Origin of the sequence: Xanthomonas sp. SHU 308, from assembly GCF_000364645.1 — a bacterium.
In the GTDB taxonomy this organism is placed as follows: domain Bacteria; phylum Pseudomonadota; class Gammaproteobacteria; order Xanthomonadales; family Xanthomonadaceae; genus Xanthomonas_A; species Xanthomonas_A sontii.
Map to the genome: position 1 here is coordinate 1 of NZ_AQOK01000004.1, position 19,161 is coordinate 19,161.

The 19,161-nt window shown below is 63.4% G+C and carries 17 protein-coding genes and 2 pseudogenes; 7 read left to right on the forward strand and 12 right to left on the reverse strand.

From position 1 onward, the window contains the following. Together D588_RS23685 and D588_RS23690 are read left to right on the forward strand one after the other, a co-directional pair. A partial coding sequence (locus D588_RS23685; RefSeq protein WP_043082820.1) for a putative inorganic carbon transporter subunit DabA occupies positions 1-591 on the forward strand: 591 nt, incomplete at its 5' end. An 82-nt stretch (positions 592-673) separates the two neighbouring features. After that, positions 674-1,030 carry a helix-turn-helix domain-containing protein gene (locus D588_RS23690; protein WP_017914547.1) on the forward strand — a complete coding sequence of 119 codons (357 nt, stop codon included), beginning with the start codon at positions 674-676 and terminating at the stop codon, positions 1,028-1,030. Here the strand turns inward: D588_RS23690 and D588_RS0100145 are convergent, their stop codons facing one another. The 3 genes from D588_RS0100145 to D588_RS0100155 form a co-directional block, all read right to left on the reverse strand. Further along, positions 1,031-1,552 (reverse strand): arsinothricin resistance N-acetyltransferase ArsN1 family B, encoded by a 522-nt coding sequence (locus tag D588_RS0100145; RefSeq protein ID WP_026143194.1) that lies wholly within the window; start codon positions 1,550-1,552, stop codon positions 1,031-1,033. Positions 1,553-1,583: 31 nt separating this feature from the next. Continuing rightward, positions 1,584-2,015: an arsenic resistance N-acetyltransferase ArsN2 gene (arsN2, locus tag D588_RS0100150; RefSeq protein ID WP_017908088.1), complete on the reverse strand. Its 432-nt coding sequence runs from the start codon at positions 2,013-2,015 to the stop codon at positions 1,584-1,586. A gap of 126 nt (positions 2,016-2,141) precedes the next feature. Then, positions 2,142-2,456: a metalloregulator ArsR/SmtB family transcription factor gene (locus tag D588_RS0100155; RefSeq protein WP_017914549.1), complete on the reverse strand. Its 315-nt coding sequence runs from the start codon at positions 2,454-2,456 to the stop codon at positions 2,142-2,144. A gap of 41 nt (positions 2,457-2,497) precedes the next feature. On the opposite strand from D588_RS0100155, the gene arsH reads away from it, so the two are divergent. Continuing rightward, positions 2,498-3,232, forward strand: coding sequence for an arsenical resistance protein ArsH (gene arsH / locus D588_RS0100160; protein ID WP_017914550.1), 735 nt, complete (start codon positions 2,498-2,500; stop codon positions 3,230-3,232). Positions 3,233-3,356: 124 nt separating this feature from the next. Next, positions 3,357-3,752, forward strand: coding sequence for a hypothetical protein (locus D588_RS28760; protein ID WP_157836381.1), 396 nt, complete (start codon positions 3,357-3,359; stop codon positions 3,750-3,752). A 40-nt stretch (positions 3,753-3,792) separates the two neighbouring features. Here D588_RS28760 and D588_RS0100165 read toward each other — a convergent pair whose 3' ends face one another. Then, positions 3,793-5,133, reverse strand: a complete 1,341-nt coding sequence (locus tag D588_RS0100165; protein ID WP_026143196.1) for a type II toxin-antitoxin system HipA family toxin — start codon at positions 5,131-5,133, stop codon at positions 3,793-3,795. Between the two features lies 1 nt (position 5,134). Next, positions 5,135-5,353 carry a helix-turn-helix transcriptional regulator gene (locus D588_RS0100170; protein WP_255325420.1) on the reverse strand — a complete coding sequence of 73 codons (219 nt, stop codon included), beginning with the start codon at positions 5,351-5,353 and terminating at the stop codon, positions 5,135-5,137. 316 nt (positions 5,354-5,669) lie between these two features. Between D588_RS0100170 and D588_RS0100175 the strand changes: the two genes are divergently transcribed. Together D588_RS0100175 and D588_RS26205 are read left to right on the forward strand one after the other, a co-directional pair. Then, positions 5,670-12,311 carry a DUF3320 domain-containing protein gene (locus D588_RS0100175; protein WP_017914553.1) on the forward strand — a complete coding sequence of 2,214 codons (6,642 nt, stop codon included), beginning with the start codon at positions 5,670-5,672 and terminating at the stop codon, positions 12,309-12,311. A 36-nt stretch (positions 12,312-12,347) separates the two neighbouring features. Next, the gene (locus tag D588_RS26205; protein WP_198526714.1) at positions 12,348-14,015 is read left to right on the forward strand and encodes a DUF6119 family protein; all 1,668 of its coding nucleotides are present in this window, start codon (positions 12,348-12,350) and stop codon (positions 14,013-14,015) included. A gap of 122 nt (positions 14,016-14,137) precedes the next feature. Here D588_RS26205 and D588_RS26210 read toward each other — a convergent pair. Both D588_RS26210 and D588_RS28690 read right to left on the reverse strand, forming a co-directional pair. Beyond that, a pseudogene (locus tag D588_RS26210) lies at positions 14,138-14,557 on the reverse strand (integrase core domain-containing protein); the annotation flags it as partial. A 1-nt stretch (position 14,558) separates the two neighbouring features. Next, entirely contained in the window at positions 14,559-15,134 is a 576-nt protein-coding gene (locus D588_RS28690; RefSeq protein ID WP_319017674.1) for an IS3 family transposase, read from the reverse strand. On the opposite strand from D588_RS28690, the gene D588_RS0100195 reads away from it, so the two are divergent. Next, a complete protein-coding gene (locus D588_RS0100195) occupies positions 15,051-15,647 on the forward strand; it encodes a DUF6088 family protein (protein ID WP_026143198.1) in 597 nt (198 codons plus the stop codon). The genes D588_RS28690 and D588_RS0100195 overlap by 84 nt on opposite strands. Before the next feature lie 113 nt (positions 15,648-15,760). Here D588_RS0100195 and D588_RS0100200 read toward each other — a convergent pair whose 3' ends face one another. From D588_RS0100200 to D588_RS27080, 5 genes and pseudogenes are all read right to left on the reverse strand, one after another. Then, positions 15,761-15,979, reverse strand: coding sequence for a DUF2274 domain-containing protein (locus tag D588_RS0100200; RefSeq protein ID WP_017914558.1), 219 nt, complete (start codon positions 15,977-15,979; stop codon positions 15,761-15,763). Continuing rightward, a complete protein-coding gene (locus tag D588_RS0100205) occupies positions 15,976-17,250 on the reverse strand; it encodes a TrbI/VirB10 family protein (RefSeq protein ID WP_017914559.1) in 1,275 nt (424 codons plus the stop codon). The genes D588_RS0100200 and D588_RS0100205 overlap by 4 nt, the downstream gene beginning before the upstream one ends. Beyond that, a complete protein-coding gene (trbG, locus tag D588_RS23700; RefSeq protein ID WP_043082823.1) occupies positions 17,247-18,275 on the reverse strand; it encodes a P-type conjugative transfer protein TrbG in 1,029 nt (342 codons plus the stop codon). The genes D588_RS0100205 and trbG overlap by 4 nt, the downstream gene beginning before the upstream one ends. Further along, positions 18,272-18,973 carry a conjugal transfer protein TrbF gene (gene trbF / locus D588_RS0100215; protein ID WP_026143199.1) on the reverse strand — a complete coding sequence of 234 codons (702 nt, stop codon included), beginning with the start codon at positions 18,971-18,973 and terminating at the stop codon, positions 18,272-18,274. Before trbF ends, trbG begins: the two co-directional genes overlap by 4 nt. Positions 18,974-18,996: 23 nt before the next feature. Further along, positions 18,997-19,161: pseudogene (locus D588_RS27080) on the reverse strand (P-type conjugative transfer protein TrbL); the annotation flags it as partial.

Here is a 19,161-nt window from a genome sequence, read left to right on the forward strand (position 1 = left end):
CGCGCCCGCGACTGGGCCGAGCTGCGCCCGGAATGGGCGCTGGCCGGCTGCCAGGCCTTCATCGCCGCGCCGCGCGCGCGCACGGCCGGGCGCGACCTGGCAGGACGCGCCTTCCTGCACGACTACGATTGGCGGCGCGACGAAGGTTTCGGTGTGATGGAATTGATCCTGACCGCACCGGTCGTGGTCGCCAGCTGGATCAGCCTGCAGTACTACGGCTCGACCGTCGCACCCGAGGTCTTCGGCGCGGGCAACAAGCTGCTGCACAACGTCACCGGCGGCATCGGCGTGGTCGAGGGCAACGGCGGCCTGCTGCGCGGCGGGCTCCCGTGGCAATCGGTCCACGACGGCGAACGGCTCATCCACGAACCGCTGCGGCTGTCGGTGCTGATCGAAGCACCGACAGACGCGATCACCGACATCCTCGAACGCCATCCGCAGGTTCGCGCGCTGTTCGACAATCGCTGGCTGCATCTGTTTGCGCTGGACGACGACGGGCACATGGCTTGGCGCTACACCGGCGAGTTGCGCTGGGAGGCGTGTCCTGGCGATGCGCGATTCAAGCGCAGCGCCGTGCCGGCACACGCGTGACCGGATGTCACCTGGTCACATCGACCCAGCTGTCGACGTTCCTGCACCTGATGCGGGTGGCTGCCTGGGGACGCGTCAGATCATGGATCGCATCGGCGACAAGTGGAGTCTCTACATCGTCGCCACGCTGGCGAACGGCCCGCAGCGCTTCAACGCATTGAAGCGTGGCATCGACGGCATTTCCCAGCGCATGCTGACGCTGACCCTGCGCGGACTGGAACGCGACGGATTGGTCACGCCCACGCTGTATCCGACGATTCCTCCGCGCGTCGATTACGCACTGACCGACCTTGGACGCACGCTATTGAAGCCGGTCATGGCGCTGGTCCATTGGGCGAACGAGAATCAACGCGCCATTGCCGAAGCGCATCGACGTTTCGACGAGGCGCCGGAGCAAGATCAGGTCTTGGTTCAGGGCGACGTCTACCAGCGGCGTTAGTCAGACTCCGTTTTCGTGGGGCGCGACTGGAAGAAGCAACTGCCAGTAAGCGACATCCACCCAATGGCCGAGCTTGTAACCGACCTGCTCGAAGTGCGCGACCTTCTTGAACCCCAGCGCCTCGTGCAGCCGGGCACTTGCATCGTTCGGTTGAGCGACACCGCCGATGACTGCGTGCAACTCCAGCCGTCGCAGTGTTTCCAGCAGCGCGCCATACAGGAAAGCGCCCAGCCCTCGCCCGCGATGCCCATCAGCCAGGTAGATCGTGGATTCCACCGAACGCTGGTACGCCTTTCTCGCTCTCCATTGTGTGGCGTAGGCATACCCGGCAACCTCGTCGCCCACCAGCGCCACAAGCCACGGAAGGCCGACGCTCTGTACGTCTTCAATGCGCCTGGCCATGTCGGCCGACGTCACGGCATCCAGTTCGAACGTGACGCACGTGTTGGCGATGTAGTGGTTGTAGATGTCCGCGATGCGCTGGGCATGCACGGGACTGGCCGAAACGATGGTCGCTGTCACGGTCACCGGCTTCCTTTGTTGATGGCCTGGATCACAGCCGCTTCGACATGCAGACGGCGCTGGACGGACAGAGGCGTTCGAACTGGCTCGACGCCCCGACCAGCGGCGGCACCTGCCCCCGGTCGCACTGCACGTAGCCCATGGCGGCGAACACATCCTGCGCCGTCGTGGTCAGCAGATACAAGGCAAGCACCTCACGCTGCACAGCCAGGCGCTCCGCCTCCCGAACCAGCCGACGCCCGAGGCCATCACCGCGATGCCCCTCCGCGACGCACAACGAACGCAGCACGCCATGTTCGCCATGGAATTCGACAGCCACGGTGCCGAGCAACCCACCCCGACGCGCGGCAAGGAACTGTCGCGACGCGTGACCGGCGATCAGGTCGGAGGTGGGCAACCCCGAGGACTGCAGCAGTTCTTCCGTCTGCGGATCGAACTGCGCCAGGCTGATCACCACGTCCATGACATCACCTCGGTATGTGCAGAAGAACGACACGGCGGTTGGCGACTGCCTGGCGATGCGCCGTCGGCGCCGCATGAGCCGTGCCCACGCTCATGTCGCAGCCATCCCGCATCGAATCGTCAAGCGTCAGCAAATCCGTCGCTCTCCACAACCTGCGTCGCCGCCGCAGCAGTTCTCGGTCAGGTAATCGAGCAGGCGCGTCATCGTGTCGAACTCGGCGCGATAGCAGACCGTCCTGCCCCGTTGCTCGGCGCGGATCATTCCGACAGCAGCCAACTCCTTCAGGTGGAAGGACAGGGTCGGCCCCGGCAGGGTCAGCGCGCTGGCGATCTCGCCCGCCAGCTTGCCCGCCGGTCCGGCCTGGACGAGCAGCCGGAAGATGGCCAGACGGGTCTCGTGGCCCAATGCCGACAAGGCCTTGGTTGCGGTCAAATGTTCCATTATTTTAGAATAATTGAATTAATCAACCCAGGCAATCCATCATGGACCTTCCCAATCTGGATGCAACGCTTGCGCCCGCAGCGGATCGCGCGCGCCTGGCCGCCGGCGATGCCGAGCACAAGCCGCGCATCCTGATCCTGTATGGATCGCTGCGTCCGGAGTCCTACAGCCGAAAGCTGGCACTGGAAGCGCAACGGCTGCTCGACTACTTCGGCGCCGAGACCCGCGTTTTCGATCCGCACGACCTGCCCATGGTCGATGCCGTCGGCCCGGACCATCCGAAGGTGCAGGAACTGCGCGCCGCTTCCCTGTGGTCGGAAGGCCAGGTCTGGGTGAGCCCCGAACGTCATGGCGCGGTGTCGTCGGTCTTCAAGAACCAGATCGACTGGCTGCCCCTGCAGGAAGGCAGCGTCCGCCCGACGCAGGGACGCACGCTCGCGGTGATGCAGGTCTGCGGTGGATCGCAATCCTTCAACGTGGTCAACGCGCTGCGCCTGCTTGGTCGCTGGATGCGGATGGTGACCATCCCGAATCAGTCGTCGGTGCCCAAGGCCTGGCAGGAGTTCGACGCCAATGGCCGCATGAAACCATCGGCGTACTACGACCGCGTGGTGGACGTCATGGAGGAACTGGTGAAGTTCACCTATCTGGTGCGCGGCCGCAGCGACTACATGGTCGACCGCTACAGCGAGCGCAAGGATACGCAGGCCGCCGCTGCACTGGCGGCGGCCGCAGGCGCGGTCGAAGCCAGCCAGGCGGCAAAGACCGCGCCATGAAGGCCGTGATCTGCCACAACCCGGAATGCGGCACCTCGCGCAACACCTCGCCCTGATCCGTCACGCGGGAGCACTCCCACAGGTCGTCGAATACCTCAAGATGCCTCCAAGCCGGAAGCGACTTGTGGAGCCGATCGCCGCATCCGGGCTGACGGCACGAGAGGTTCTTCGGGAGAAAGACACGCCGTATCACTCGCCGAAGCTACGGCATCCCGAGTTGACGGACAGCGACCTGCTGGACGCGATGCTGGAAGGCGAGCCGGAACACGACCGAAATGCCAAGCCTGCTTCAGGGCGCGCCGATCAGCCAGCGCCGCCCACGAAGGAGGTCACCTCACTCCCACTCCATCATCAACAGGCCACCCAAACCCGCATGGTTAAAGGGAATGGCGTAGATCGACATCAGGCCTTACCGTCGCTTTTACCGTCAAAGGCGCAAATCTTTTACTGGCGCGGGTTATGGAGCGATTTGCGCGGCAGCGACACCTGCGACCTTATCGTCGATCAGGTTGCATCTTAGCGCGCTCGAACCCGCCCTGAAACCCCTGCTCTTCGCCTGATTACGGGGTCATCCCACCGAGTGATCTGGCCGCCTGCGCAAGCCCTCCTAGGATGGCATCGCAAACACGCGGTGAGAAGTCCTTCGGCAAGTCGGCTTGCACTTCGGCAATGGCCGCTGGTGTGCGTACAAGAAGTTCTTCGATGATCGGCTCGGCGGTGGATGCATAGCCAACTTTCTGCGAGGTAGTGTTGAAGTGTCTGCGCTGGATGCCGTGCATCTCGTAGTGGCGGTTCTTGCCGAGCAGCGCCATCGCCAACTTGATCTCATATGGTGACCACTGGTTGGGGCCCTCGCCCAACACCGGGTAGACCGACATCACGTCATACAGCGGTGCCAGTTGAAAACGACCGCGTGCCAAAAGCTGGATGCTGAAGTTCTTGGCGTGGCCATCGGGTGCGCGCAGCAACCAGAACAGCACCTGCGCGGCCATCAACGTCGTCATGTCGGCTTCGGCGTTCACCGATTGCCGGAGCGTGCCAAACAAGGCCTTCAGCCCTGGGCCGCCCTCGTTCTCGTACTTGCGCAATGGCGAGCACCCCTCCACCTGGCAAAAGTCTTCCTGTGGCAAACGCATGAGCCACTGTCCATTGGGTGCGACGCGCCGGTCGAAACGCTCCACCACCAGCACGCGCTGCTGGCCGAAGGTCGCGATGCGGGCGTCCGCCACTGGCAACCCATAGGCCTTCAGCAGCCGCAGGCACAGCCATTCGTTGTCGACGGACGTGCTGAAGTCCGCACGCCGCCCGCCCATCAGACCGAGCGGAAGCTTGAAGATATGGCTGGTCGGCGTGGCCCCCCGCGGCGCGAGCCACTGCCCATCCCACCAGAGGAAAGCCGTCTTCTCCTGCGCACCTGCCAGCGAGATGCGAAATTCCGCATCCGGGTCCCGGCCCGCAGCGAAGGCCTGCGGCGAAACGGTTCCGATCAAGTGGCGTTCGATATCCTCCTCGGACAACGGCACCCCCTCTATACGATCAAAACCTGCAGGCACCTCATCCTCATCCAGGATCTGGACGGCGCCCATGCAATCGCGCCCGATGGCCTTCAGCAAGTCGAACGGCTCGGTCGAACCGGTTTTGAATCGCTCGGCCACGCGGCGACGGATACCGTCGCTGTCCGGCAGCAGGTTGTCAAAATAGTTGGCGACCTTCTCGCCCTTGACCGGGAGGTTCTGCAGGTTGAACGGCAGTGACAAGGACAGAGGTCGGCCCAGGTCAGCAGCCAGCCAGTCCGCGTCGTACTGCAGTTCCATCTCTCCGCGAGCGGGAATCGTCCATCGACCAACGCGAACCCCGTTGGTCCAGATAGACAGGCTGCGGCTGCGTGATCGGCGCCCCATGTCACCACTCCGTGGTCGGCGCCGGCGACACCGCGACCTCGCCCCGGGCCCCCACCGCCAACTCCAGGCCCAGCGCTGCGCACCATGCAAGCAGTTGCTCCACGCTCAGTTCGTGGGCGTGGAGTTCCAGATGAGAGACCCGCGACTGGCTCAAGCCAATGCGCGCTGCCAGCGCCGACTGGGTCAGGCCGTGAGTCTTACGTGCGGCCTGCAGCATCAAGCCGAGTTGGGAGGCAGTGACCAGAGGAAGTGACGTGGCTGGCATGGCGAGTACCCGGTATCCAGATATTCGCAAGATAGCTGAAAAACAGATATACGTCAAATATCTGAATTACAAATAAATGTCTGTGTGCGCTTAGTCGGTGTTGCCGGCCCGCCGCGCAGTCGATTGGCTCATACCAAGCTGCTCATTGTTGGGAGGCGCACGTCTTAGGCGCAGACTTGCTTGCAGAAGATTCCGATCAACTGGAGCTAATATCTTGCTGGGGAGTAACCGGGCGTAATCAATACCACGGCGGTGCAGCAGAGGGGATTCCATGGACGAGGCCAAACCGGAAGATTCGACCATCGTGGCCGAACTGAAGATCGACGTCACCCTGATCGCCAAATTGAACTTGGCGGATTTTCAGAATGCGGTCCCGCTGATCCGGGATCTCTCCCTAATCAACGAGACCGACCAGTCGCATGAACAGGTCGAGTTGCTCCTGACTTCCGACCCGCCCTTCTTGAAGCCACGCCGCTGGCGAATCGATGCGCTTGCGGCACGGTCTCGCTATCCCATCCGCGACCTGGATCTGAACCTGGATGGCGGACTGCTGGCACGGTTGACCGAAGCGGAGATGGCCACGGTCTCGCTGGAATTGCGCGCAGCAGATGCGGATGCATCCACCCCAGCCCTTGCGCAACGTGATGTCCGTCTGGAGTTGCTGCCTCGCAATCAATGGGGCGGCATCTCGCATCTGCCCGACTTGGTCGCCGCGTTCGTGCAGCCCAACGATCCTGCCGTGGATAGGCTGCTCAAACGCACAGCGGAGGTTTTGCGTCAACATGGTCGCACCCCTGCGCTGGACGGGTATGCCGGTGGCGCCAAGCGTGCCTGGGAACTGGCATCGGCCCTATGGGGAGCCGTGGCTGCCATGCAGTTGGACTACGCGTTGCCTCCCGCCAGTTTCGAGCAGGCGGGCCAGAAGGTGCGCAGTCCCGGCCAGATCGAAAGCTCGGGCCTTGGAACCTGCTTTGACCTTGCCCTGCTGTTCTGTGCCGCACTCGAACAAGCAGGATTGAACCCACTGCTGGTCTTCACCGAAGGCCATGCCTTCGCCGGCGTCTGGCTTCAATCCGCAGAATTCTCCACCACCGTCGTCGACGATGTGACCGCCCTGCGCAAACGCCTCAGGCTCAAGGAACTGGTTCTATTTGAGACCACGCTGATCACCCAGCGCCCCACGGCCCCTTTCAGCTATGCCACCGAACGCGGCGCTCAGCAGGTGGACGAGACTCAGGATGAGGGATTCCGCTTGGCCGTCGACATCCGCCGGGCACGTCTGCAGCGCATCAAGCCATTGGCCAGTGCGGAGGCCCCGGTTACCACTGCGCCAGACACTGAAGTTTCTTCATCGACGCCTGCGCTGCCAAAGTTCGAAGACGCGCCGGACCTGCCCGATAGCCCCCCGGCCAATGCAGAAGATGCCAGCCAGCTCGACCCCAAGGACAGGCTGCTCCGCTGGCAACGCAAACTACTGGACCTTTCTCTTCGCAACAACCTGCTCAACTTCAAAGGCGGCAAGAAAGCACTCAAGCTGGAGGCGCCAGACCCCGGTGCGCTGGAAGACCTGCTGGCCAGCGGCCAGCCCCTGAAGCTGCGACCGCGCCCAGACTTGATGGACGGGGCCGACCCGCGCGATCAGGCCATCTACGAAGCGCGCGAACGAGAAAACGTGCGCCGCGCACACGCGCTCGAAGCGCTGCAGAAACGCGAGGTTTTCGTCGGCGTTTCCGAAACCGAACTCGACACACGGCTGACCGAGCTATTCCGCAGCGCCCGCACGACGTTGCAGGAAGGCGGTGCCAACACGCTCTATCTCGCCCTCGGCTTTCTATCCTGGACCCGCGAAGACCGAGACGGTCAGCGCTACCGCGCCCCGTTGATCCTGGTACCGGTAAGCCTGCAACGCAAGAGCGCCCGCTCGGGCTTCACGCTCAGCTTGCATGACGATGAGCCCCGCTTTAATCCCACTCTGATCGAAATGCTGCGCCAGGACTTCGAGCTGAGCCTGGGTACCCTCGAAGGCGAGCTGCCGCGAGACGAGGCCGGCCTGGACGTCGCGGCGGTTTGGAAAGCCGTCGGCCACGCCGTCAAGGACATCAAGGGCTGGGAAGTGACCGAGGACGTCGTGCTATCCATGTTCTCGTTCGCCAAGTATCTGATGTGGAAAGATCTGGCCGAGCGCAGCGAACAGTTGCGCGAGAACCCGGTCGTGCGCCACCTGCTGGACACGCCACGCGATGCGTATCCACCGGGTGCGCCGTTCCCGCAAGTGCGAGAACTGGACCAGCACTTCACCCCTGAGCAGGTGTTCTGCCCCCTGCCGGCGGATTCCTCGCAGTTGTCGGCCGTGCTGGCCGCCTCCCAGGGCAAGGACTTCGTCCTGATCGGTCCACCGGGGACCGGCAAGAGCCAAACCATCGCCAACCTGATCGCCCAATCCCTGGCGCAGGGCCGGCGTGTGCTCTTCGTGTCCGAAAAGATTGCGGCGCTGGACGTCGTCTACCGGCGCCTGCGCGAAATCGGCTTGGGTGAGTTCTGCCTGGAGCTGCACTCAAGCAAGGCCCGCAAGCTCGACGTGCTGGCCCAGTTGCAGTCGGCTTGGTCCAGCAGTGGCCAGGCAGACGCCGAGCAGTGGCGGGCAGAGGCCGACAAGCTCAAGCATCTGCGCGATGCGCTGAACGTTTATGTCGAACGCCTGCATCAGCGCCGCCGCAACGGTCTGAGCCTGTTCGACGCAATCGGCACCGTGAGCGCAGGACACGACATCCCGCCCCTCGAAGTCGCCTGGCCCGTGGCCGATCAGCACGATCGTGCGGGCATCGAGCAGCTACGCCATGCGGTGGACCGGCTGGAAGTCAACGCGCAAGCCATCGGCCATGCCACGCTTGCACAGCACCCCTTGGCCCTCATCGGCCAGGGAGACTGGTCACCCACTTGGCAGCAGCAACTGATCACGGCGGCGCGCGACGTCCTTCCCACCGCCCAGGCCATGATCGAATCCGCCGACGCATTGGTCCAGGCCATCGGCCTGCCTTCGCCCACGTTGACGCCCGACGCCTGCGAAGCACTTCTCACCCTGGCCCAATGCCTGCCAACGGCAGCCGGGCACGATTGGCGCTTCGTCCTGCGCCCTGATGCACGCACGCTGAGTCAGCGCCTGCAGGAAGGCGCAACATTGGTGCGTCGCCATGCCGAACTGAATGCGCAACTCTCCACACCATGGCCCACTTCAGTCGTGACTGCCTGCACCGACGGCCTGACAGCGCTCACCGAACATCGGCAGATTCACGAACAGCTCGGAGAGCCTTGGGCGCCCCGCACTGTCGTGCAGCTGAACCAAGGGCTCGGTCTGCTGGCCCAAATCGCGCAGCACCATGCAGCGCTGTCGGCCTCGTATGACACGTCGATTGAACAACTCGACGTTGCCGAATTGCAGCGGAAATGGGCACAAGCAGAGCAGGCGATCTGGCCTAACTCCTGGCTGGGCAAACGCAAAGTCGCGGCGCAATTGTCCGGCGCCATCAAGGGAGGATCCCAGCCCGACGTCAGCAACGATCTACAGCATTGGAATGCCATCCGTGACTTGCGCCAGCAAGTTCAAGCCCTTGCTCCCGCGCAGGAATGTGCACCGGTCTGGGCGGGACTGGATACCAACGAGGACAAGGTACGCACGGCCCTTCGCTGGCAGATCGCCCTGGCCGCTGTGCGCGAAGGCCGGGAGTGGGACGACGATGACTTCGACGCCATCGCGGACGGCCAATGTGGTGCCCCACTGCAAGCCGATTTGCGGAGGGCGCGCCGACTGCGCCAGCTGGACCAAGACATTGCCGCCCATGCTTCGCTGGAGAAGATGACCGACGGCTTATGGGCCGGCCACGCCACGCACGTGGACCGCCTGCGGGCCGCATTGGACTTTTTGAGCGATCGGCGACGGCATCTGCAACAAGGCTCCCTGGACGCGACCTACCCGTTGGTCGAGGAAGGTGCATGCGGCCCCACGCTTGAGCGCGATCTTCAGACGCTGCGCCAGCGGACCGAAACCGAACAAGCGTTGGCGGCTCTGGACGACTTGCGTGAGTCCACCGCCGGGCTATGGAAAGGACTGGGCACCCCTCTGGAAGAGCTCGCGCAGGCCTGCAAACTCCGAGAGGATCTGGCTGCCGTGCTGGCGCGTCTGGCCACAACGCCGGAACAAATTTCAGCCTGCAAGGCGCCACTGCATGCCCTGTTGGGCGATGCCAATACATTGCTGGAGCCGGGAGGCCGCATTGTTCTGGCCGGCGCTCGATACGTGGAGCAACGCGAGCAGATGCTTCCCCGGCAGGAGAGGTTCGCGGCAGTCGGATGCCTCGCCGAGGATGCCCGTATGCAATGGCAGTCCTTGTCGCTCGACGGGCTCATCGCACAAAGCCAATCCATCGTGCGCGCAGAACACAGCCTGCGCAGTTGGTGCGCCTGGCGCCAGGCACGCGGCGAAGCGCTTGCGCTTGGGCTGGCCATGCTGGTGCGGGGGATCGAACAAGGCCATGTCGGACCAGGCCAGGCCCGCCGAACGTTCGAAACCAACTACGCACGTTGGTGGCTCAACGCCGTGGTCGATCATGAGCCGGTCATCCGTAGCTTCGTCAGCGCCGAACACGAACAACGTATCCGCGACTTCCGGGAGCTCGACGAACGCTTCACCGCCCTGACCCGGGACTGGCTGCGTGCCCGCCTGTGCGCCGACCTGCCCTCGCAGGACAACGTCAGCCGCAACTCCGAATGGGGCGTGTTGCGGCACGAGATTGGCAAGAAGCGTGCGCACCTGCCCCTGAGGGAACTGATGGCCCAGATCCCCGAGGCGCTGACCAGACTCACCCCCTGCTTGCTGATGAGCCCACTGTCCATTGCGCAGTACCTCCAGGCGGGGACCAATGCCTTCGACCTGGTGATCTTTGACGAGGCCTCACAGATCCCGGTGTGGGACGCCATCGGCGCCATCGCCCGCGGCCGCCAGGTCGTCATGGTCGGCGATCCCAAGCAGCTGCCGCCGACGTCTTTCTTCGACCGTGCCGAATCCGGACTGGACGACGAAGACGTCGAGGCCGACCTGGAAAGCATCCTCGACGAGTGCATCGGCGCCAACCTGCCGACACGACATCTGAACTGGCACTACCGCTCCCGCCATGAAAGCCTGATCGCCTTCTCCAATCATGCCTATTACGACGGCGAACTGGTCACCTTCCCCTCCCCCGTCACCAACGATCGCGCGGTCAGCCTGCAGCTGATCTCGGGTGCGTACCAGAAGGGAGGAACGCGGACCAATCCTGCCGAAGCCAAGGCCCTGGTCTCCGATGTCGTGGCGCGCTTGACGACGCCAGGTTTCCGCGAAAGCGGGCTCACGATCGGGGTGGTCACGTTCAACGCGGAACAGCAGAAGCTGATCGAAGACTTGCTCGACGAGGCCCGACGAAAGGACCCGCGACTGGAGCCCTACTTCGCCGAGAGCGAACTTGAGCCGTTATTCGTCAAGAACCTGGAAAGCGTGCAAGGGGACGAGCGCGATCTCATCTACTTCTCCATCACCTACGGACCGGACCCTACAGGCCAACTCGCCATGAACTTCGGCCCGCTCAATCGCCAGGGCGGCGAGCGCCGGCTCAATGTGGCCATCACCCGGGCACGGCACGAGCTGCGCGTGTTCGCCAGCTTCCGCGCCGAACAGATGGACTTGGCACGCACTCAGGCCATCGGCGTACGCGATCTCAAGCATTTCCTCGAGTTCGCCGAACGCGGCGCTCGCGCGCTGGCGGAAGCGAACAGAGGCAGCCTTGGCGGCTTCGACAGCCCCTTTGAACAGGCCGTAGCCACTGCGCTTGCACAGCGTGGCTGGCAAGTCCAGCCGCAAATTGGCGCATCGTCGTTCCGCGTAGACCTCGGCATCGTCGATCCCGATGCACCCGGACGTTACCTAGCCGGCGTGGAATGCGACGGCGCCACCTACCATCGCAGCGCCACCGCACGCGATCGTGACAAGCTGCGTGAGCAGGTCCTGCGTGGCCTGGGATGGGACATAGTGCGGGTCTGGTCCACCGATTGGTGGATCGATCCCGCTGGCACGCTCGACAGGCTGGATGCTCGGCTGCAAGCCGTGCTCACGGCCCAGCGTGAGCGGCGCGCCGAACAGGCCGAGCGCGAAGCCGAGGCCGAGCGCCTGGCGCAAGCGGCCATTGCGCAAGCCATGGCATCAACGACGAAGCCGAACGAAGAAAAAGTGGCCCCAATCCTGGATGCGGCACCGGACACGCTGGAAGCCCCGTCCAACGCTCGATCGGAGCACGTCGAAGAAGTCTTTGCTCGTCAGGCCTCTGCAGCGCCAGCCCATGCCGATACCGCCGAAACAGCGCCATCGGAGGTCTTGCTCTATCGGGTCACGAACCCCGCTGAAGCTGTCTCTGGCGCCAATCCAGATCGATTCTTCGACGGGGATTACAACGACACCTTGTCGGCCATGATCGCTCACGTCATCGATCATGAAGGCCCCGTGCTCGACGCCCTGCTGGCCCGCCGCATTGCCCGTGCCCACGGCTGGCTGCGTACCGGTGGACGCATCCGGGAGCGCGTGTTCCAAATTGCGCGCGCCCGCTACCGCACGACCGATGAAGGGGTCGGCACGTTCTATTGGCCCGAGCATCTCGATCCTGCGGCAGAGCCTCCCTTCCGCGGGCCCGCCGACGAGGACAGCGTGCGGGCAGCTGACGAGATCAGTCTCACAGAACTGGCTTCACTGGCTCGCGCCGTCATCGCACAGGGCAGTGAAGGCGAAGGGATCTATCAAGCAATGGCGCGCAGGCTCGGGCTCCAACAACTACGCGCAGCCAGCCGGGCACGTTTTGAAAATGCCGTGAGCTCTGTGCGTGCAGAGCCATGACCCTAAAGAGTTCGCCGACAGAACATGGAGGGACATATGCCCAAAAGCACGCAACTCGGACAAAAAAATGCGGCCATTACGACGACGCTCTCACTGCGCCTGCTGCGAGCCGATAAAACAGTCAAGCAAGCGATCAGAGATACCAGCGCTGTGACAGAGGTTGAGTCTGATTCTGGTCGCCTGTTTACAGCACAGGCTCCCGGAACTCCCCCAACTTGGCTCAGGGTCGTAAACCAATTTTCCAAACAAGGGGACTTGAAACTCGAGAACAAGAGCTGCGCAGCCGTGTTGTTTCTCGATATTCAGCCAGATGACAAAGGATTGAGAACTCGCACCTTTGCGCTTACGTTCGGCAGCGGGCACCACGCACTTGATCCCGATGCATTTGTCCGAAACTTCGGCCTGAAGGTCACGCTCAACTCTGTTGCGCGCGGCGCACTAAAGAATCTTGATATTGCCACGCTTGACAGCACGACCATTCAGAAACGCTTCCAAGCAAGTAGGAAGGCCGATCTACAGGGCTTCGGGATCGATCTACAGAACGATCTGTTACGTCTTGCAGGAGGAGTTCCCACCGACACAGCATTTGCAAATGCGCTCGCTGGCAGAGATGCACTCACTCTAACGAGCAAGCTCTCAGCAACTGAAATTCCTGAAAAATGCAAAACAGCGCTTAGGCTATTCGACGCCAACGACTACAAGAAAGACTACTCATTCATTGATCAAATAATTCCTGTTCAAGACAAGAAAATGCTTCGAGATCTTGATGAGGTTGTTTTTAAAGAAATAAAAACACTCCTGGACGGAAAGCCGTCTGACTTGCACATAACTCTACCGGAGATTATTGACCCGGAAGAGTCCGGTGACTTCGGATATTTCGGCATAGGCTTCAATTCAGGATCGAAGAAATCTTTTGGCGAGCTTGCCATCGAAGACTATATCTCTGAATTACAGGCGGGTCGGCCCCACGAAATATCTGGCATAGCAGACCTCAAGGCCAGTCACGAGATCCGAATTGTGATTGACGGGCAAGGAGATCGTCAGAGGCGGAGAAGAGTCTATGATTGCTTTATATACGAGGTAAGCTATAAAAAGAAGACCTACGTGCTTTTCTCTGGAGAATGGTACTGCATCGATAGCAAGTTCTTTGACGCTGTGGAAAGAGACTACCAGGCTCTATTGGGAGTTTCGTTCCATGTGTCTACCACAGCCAAAAATGAGCAAGAGCTAATCTCGGAACTCGATAAGAATGCCGACCTTCTCAACTTAGATAAAGTTAAAGCTTCGCCATCGGGGGCAAAGGGTGCCAATCTGGAACCTTGTGATTTTCTATCTCGCCGCAAAGAATTCATTCACTTAAAAGACGGCCACGGCTCCGCGCCAATTAGCCATCTATGGAATCAGGGACTCGTCTCCGCGGAGAGCTTTGTCCGCGATGCAGTTTTTCGAAAATCCATGCGCGATTCGGCAATCAAGCGGCAAAAGACTGCAAAAAAGTCAAAATTTGAACTATTGCTACCTGATGGTCGTTCGAAAGTAAATCCTGCCGATTACAAAGTGGTGTTCGGCATAATGCGACATCCGTACCAGCGGAGCAAGCAGCTTGGCCTCCCGTTTTTCAGCAAAGTAAGTCTACGCGCCGTCGCAAGCCGCATCCAACTAATGGGCTATGCCGTGGAAGTACATCTTATTGAAAAGACATAAATGTAAGCATGTAAGCAACCATGGATGCGTTGGAACCTGCTGGAGACCGCTCCAGTACGACAGGACCACTCCATCCGCAACAGGCCACCCAAGCTCGCATGGTTAAAGGGAATGGCGTAGATGTCGCATCCCGGATGATCATATGGCCGCTTGAGAAACAGATCCGGGCGCTCCTGGTACCACTCTTTCATGGCCTCCATGGGCGTCTTGCTGCCCAGCGCTGACTGCGGCAACTAGTGGTTGTACAGGGCCACATAGCGCTGCAAGGCCTGCTGCCTGTCCTCGCGGCTGTTGAAGCGGTGGGTCTTGAGCACGCCCCCGATGCGGCCACTGAAGCGCTCCACCATGCCATGGGTTCTGAGCGTCCTGAGATTTGTCAGCCAGTGCTCGATGCCCAGCTTCTGGCACAGCTAGTCGAACTCGTGCTGGCCACTGGGTTCGCGCTCCTTGCTGGCAAACAGGCAGTGCGTGAACTCCTTGCCATTGTCGGTCAGCAGCTTCTCGATCCTGATCGAACAGGCCTTGTGAATCGCCCCGGTTTTTCTAGACACTTTTGAGCCGTTGGAAATGGCGTTGTTCGAACTGTTCGGGTGATAGCCCGTCGGCTGTGGAATGACGCCTCGTCTGGTTGTAGAACATTTCGATGTGTTTGAAGACATCGGCTCGTGCGTCATCGCGCGTGCGTAGATCCTGTCGGCGGATGCGCTCGCGCTTGAGCAACTGGAAGAAGCTCTCGGCCACGGCGTTGCTCTTCGCCTGCTTGCCAGGGCATCCCATGAGTAATCTGGTTGCCCGCGCAAGCCCGCCCAGGAAGGCGTCGCAAACAAGCGTTGAGAAGTGTTGCTGCAAGGCGGCTTGCACTTCGCCCAGGCCGGACAGGTTGCTCAGGGCACGCACGTGATGGCCGGCCGGCGTCGCCGGCGCACTACCACTCTCTCGACCAGAACGATTGCGCCAAGGCAAGGGCGGCCGCCCTCCTCTTTTGAAAAGTGTCAGAAGTTCACTCATACTTCTACCAGTTGGGAGATGCTCACCATGCAAACCCTTGCCAAACAAGTTCTGGAGCACGCCGCCGGATTGCCGGAGGGAACCCCCTTGGTCGCCAAGGAACTGCTCCATTTGGGCAACCGGGCGGCGGTGGACCAGGTGCTGTCTCGACTCGTGCATCGCGGCGCCCTGCTGCGCGCTGGCCGAGGCATCTATGTGCGGCCGGTGGAGAGCCGTTTCGGATCCCGTGCCCCCTCGGCTTCCAAAATGGTCGAGGGACTGGCCAACCAGCGCGGCGAAACCATCGTGCCGCATGGTGCGGCGGCCGCGAGCGCGCTGGGCCTTACGACCCAAGTGCCCGTGCGCTCCGTCTATCTGACTTCCGGCCCGAGCCGCCGTTTGAAGCTGGGAGCGCAGACCGTCGAATTCCGGCACGCGCCGGTGTGGCAGTTGATCTTTCCTGGCCGCGCTGCCGGTGATGTCGTGCGGGCGCTGGCCTGGCTGGGGCCAGAGCGCGCTGGTGAAGCGCTGCGCAAGCTACGCGCCAAACTGCCGCAGGCGGAGATGAAGGAAGTCGCATCGGCGCGTGCCCGCCTGCCGACATGGATGGCGAAGGAAGTGAGCGCGCTGGTGTCGCATGGCTAAGTTCTTCGTTCTGTCTGTCAATGAACGCCTGGAAGCCCTGGCCCAGGCGGCCGATGCGTCCGGCCGCCCTCCCCACATGCTGGAAAGGAGCGGCACATGCCCTTCCCGCCCAGTCACTTCGAAGCCCGTCTGAAGCTGCGGTCCCCTGCCACGAACGCCTCCAGCATGTGCGGTATCAACGTCACGGCATCAACGGCCTCGCCGTACGTCTGCGCGTGCAGTGCGGCGTAACGGTCCAGGTCGGCCTTCAGGCTGGCCGGGCACGTGAACGTCAACTTGACGCTCTCGGTCCTGGGCAGCGGCCCGAGCCGCAGCTTCTTGGTCGCGCTCATGGCATGGCTCCGCGGTGGAAGAACATCGGCTGATAGGGCCGCAGCACCAGATCACGGTTCACGATCACCCGCACCGGCAGGCCCGGCCGTGCGGTCAGCGTCGGCTGCACGTTCATGTTCCGGCGCGTCAGCTCCTGCCCGATATGGTTGATGCTGTCCTGCACGCTGTCGCGGCCGGCGATCACGATGCGGTTGCCGTCGGTGCGGTTCTCCGGCGCGGCCAGCTCCGCGCCCACACCCAGCAAAGTGGTCAGCGCCGCGCCGGCCAGCAGCTGGCCCCAATGCCGGTCCACGCCATCCTCCAGCCCGGCGTGGCCGGCGGGGTCGGTGCCCACCAGGTTGTCCAGCGTCAACGAGGACGTGTCCGGCAGGATGATCCGGTTCCACACCATCTGCAGCCGGCTCTGGCCGTAGCTCACCTGGCTGTTGTACTTGCCCAGGATGCGCGCGCCCTGCGGGATCAGCAGGTACTTGCCGGTGGCCGTGTCGTAGACCGGTTCGGTCACCGTGGCGATCACGTCGCCCGGCAGATCGGACTGGATGCCGGTCACCAGCGCTGCCGGGATCACCGTGCCGGCCATCACCTGGTACGGCGAGGCAGGCATCTGCAGATTTCCGGAATTGCGGGTCTGCGTGGAACCGGCTGTCTGGAAGGCCTCTTTCTGGTCCTGCCGGTTCTGCACGGCCGTGGGATCGACAGGCTGAGCGGTGGTCGACGCCGGCCCGCCCGCCAAGGGATCGAAGCCCGCGAGGGCTGAAGGCGCGCCCACCACCGCGACCTGGGCTGGAGCGGGTGCCGCCTTGGCCTGGTTGCTGGAGCGGAAGAACACCGACGACCCGGCCGCCGCATCGGCCTCCTTGCCTGCCATGTCCTGCGGCGCCTGGCCCGGTGGCGCGTACGTCGGCGTCACCGGCGTCTGCGCCTTGACGATGGCCGGCCCCAGATCGCCCGGCAGCGGCGGCCCCAGCTCGGGCACCGTCGACGCCGGCGGCGGCAGCTTGGCGTAGTCCGCAGGCAATGCGTCCAGCCCTTCGGACTTGGACACGCGATCGACGTTGTACAACTCGGCCTGCTCGGCGGCGGTGCGGTGCTGCGGCCGCAGCGACCACATCAGCGCACCCAGCACCGCGACACCCAGGCCGCCCAGGAGCGCCGCCAGCATGCGCCGGTTGAGCCGGGTCACCGGGCGCGGCTGCGCACGCAGCGCCACGGCTTCGGGTGGCACCTTCGCCGCCTGCGGCGCTGCCGATGGAGAGGCCTGGGCGCTCATGATCCATTCCCTCGTGCCGCGCTCGCCGCACCCGACACACCGTCCGTGCGCTCGATGCGCACCACCTCGCTTCCCTCTTTGCCATGACCGCCGCCCAGCCGCAGCTCGGCCGCGCCGAACAGCCGGTCCACGATGTAGTACGGCGAACGGAAGCGGTAGTTCATCAGTTGTCCATCGCCGGCCGCGCCGATCACGAACAGCGGCGGCAGCTCGCCCTGGGCGATGCCCGCAGGGAACTGGATGTAGACCTTTTCGCCATCGTCGAAGGCGCGCAGCGGCTTCCACGGCGGGTTGCTGCCGCTGATGGCGTAGCGGAAGCGGATCTTCTCCAGCGACAGGCCCGCGTCCACCGGCGCCGTAGCCTGCGCCCGGCTGGCCTGGCGCTGCAGCGCCAGCATGCGGTCCTTCGGATAGTCCCAGGACACCGACGCCATCCAGGTCTTCTCGGTCGAGGTCAGCTCCAGCAGGTAGGTGCGCCGGCTGGTGGTGATGACGAGATTGGTCTTCAGGCCCGAGCGAACCGGCTTGACCATCACGTTCACCCGCAGCTCGGCGCCGCTGCCGCTCGCCGTGTCGCCCACGATCCAGCGCACGGTATCGCCGGCGGCGACCGTCACCAGTTCCTCGCCCGGCTGCAGCGACACCACGGTCACGCGGCCCACGGCCGCATAGACCTGGTACAGCGCCCCATCGGTGTACGGCCAGACCTGGATCGCATTGACGTAGCCCTCGCGGGTGGGGGCCACCCGCGCCTCGGCATTGGCGCGCGAGACGCGCACGGTCTCGTCCGCAGGCTCCGGCGCAGTTCTGGCGTCCTCTGCAGCCGGCAACGGCTTCAACTGCGCCGGCATCGGCAGCACCTCGGGGACCGTCACCACCTCGACCGGCCCGGCCGGCTCGGGCAACGGCTGTGCCTGCACCGGCGCGTCGAGCGAGATGCGCGGCGGCGGCGTGCCCTGCGAGGCGCACCCCGCCAGGGCCACCGCCATCAGCACGGAAGCGTAAGTACGGAAAAGCGCATTCATGGCTTGGCTCCTTCAGTCGAATCCAGTTCGCGGCTCCACGACAGGCCGTTGACGTAGATGCCCAGCGGGTTCTTGCGCAGGCGCTGCTCGGTACGCGGTGTCTGCTGCACGATGGAGACCACCGCGTTCCAGCGCTCGGTGCCCGCAGGCGCGCCCTGCAGGAAGCGCTGCTCGGTCCAGCGCACGTTGAAGGACGCATCGCTGGCCCGGGTCACGCTGGTGATCTGCACCGTCACCGACTCCTTGCCGATGCGGGCGAAGGGATCGTTCACCCGCGCGTACTCGTTGAGCACGGCCGCGCCGCGGTCGGTGGTGTAGTCGTATGCGGCGAGCCAGTTCTGCCGCACCACGACGGGATCGAGCGACAGCGAGCGCACCTGAGTGATGAACTGCGCAAGGTAGAAAGCGATCTGAGCATCGGTCGGCTGGTACGGCGTGACGGCCTCGCCCACGGCGCGCACGTGCTCCTTGTCCACTTCGACGACGTAGGGCGTCACGAGCGACTGCGTGGAATGCCAGATGCGGTCGCCTGCCAGCGCGAGCGCCAACCCGAGGCACCCAAAGGCCATCAGGCGCCAGTTCTTCGCCTGCACGCGCGCCGAGCCGATGCGCTCGTCCCAGACCTGGGCAGCGGATTGGTACGGGGTGGCAGGCTCCGGCGTGTCGGCGTAGCGCACCCGCGGTCGTCTGAATCGCATGGTCGGTTCTCCTCAGGAATGGATCAGTCGTCCGCGCCGCGCAGGCTCGGCCCCGGACTGGAGCTGCCGGCATCGCCGCCGCGCAGCGTGTGGGCGGCGGTGGTCGCGGCGTGGGTGAGCTGCTGGCGGCGATGCAGGCGCTTGGCCCAGGCGGGCTGCTCGGTGGACGCGCCGGGAGGCTCCGGCGC

Bases quoted from the DNA above. Each gene is read 5' to 3' on its own strand.
- D588_RS23690 (WP_017914547.1), top strand. From the start codon at position 674: ATGGATCGCATCGGCGACAAGTGGAGTCTCTACATCGTCGCCACGCTG.
- arsN2 (WP_017908088.1), bottom strand. From the start codon at position 2,015: ATGGACGTGGTGATCAGCCTGGCGCAGTTCGATCCGCAGACGGAAGAA.
- D588_RS0100155 (WP_017914549.1), bottom strand. From the start codon at position 2,456: ATGGAACATTTGACCGCAACCAAGGCCTTGTCGGCATTGGGCCACGAG.
- arsH (WP_017914550.1), top strand. From the start codon at position 2,498: ATGGACCTTCCCAATCTGGATGCAACGCTTGCGCCCGCAGCGGATCGC.
- D588_RS0100165 (WP_026143196.1), bottom strand. From the start codon at position 5,133: ATGGGGCGCCGATCACGCAGCCGCAGCCTGTCTATCTGGACCAACGGG.
- D588_RS0100175 (WP_017914553.1), top strand. From the start codon at position 5,670: ATGGACGAGGCCAAACCGGAAGATTCGACCATCGTGGCCGAACTGAAG.
- D588_RS26205 (WP_198526714.1), top strand. From the start codon at position 12,348: ATGCCCAAAAGCACGCAACTCGGACAAAAAAATGCGGCCATTACGACG.
- D588_RS0100195 (WP_026143198.1), top strand. From the start codon at position 15,051: ATGCAAACCCTTGCCAAACAAGTTCTGGAGCACGCCGCCGGATTGCCG.
- D588_RS28690 (WP_319017674.1), bottom strand. From the start codon at position 15,134: ATGGAGCAGTTCCTTGGCGACCAAGGGGGTTCCCTCCGGCAATCCGGC.
- D588_RS0100200 (WP_017914558.1), bottom strand. From the start codon at position 15,979: ATGAGCGCGACCAAGAAGCTGCGGCTCGGGCCGCTGCCCAGGACCGAG.
- D588_RS0100205 (WP_017914559.1), bottom strand. From the start codon at position 17,250: ATGAGCGCCCAGGCCTCTCCATCGGCAGCGCCGCAGGCGGCGAAGGTG.
- trbG (WP_043082823.1), bottom strand. From the start codon at position 18,275: ATGAATGCGCTTTTCCGTACTTACGCTTCCGTGCTGATGGCGGTGGCC.
- trbF (WP_026143199.1), bottom strand. From the start codon at position 18,973: ATGCGATTCAGACGACCGCGGGTGCGCTACGCCGACACGCCGGAGCCT.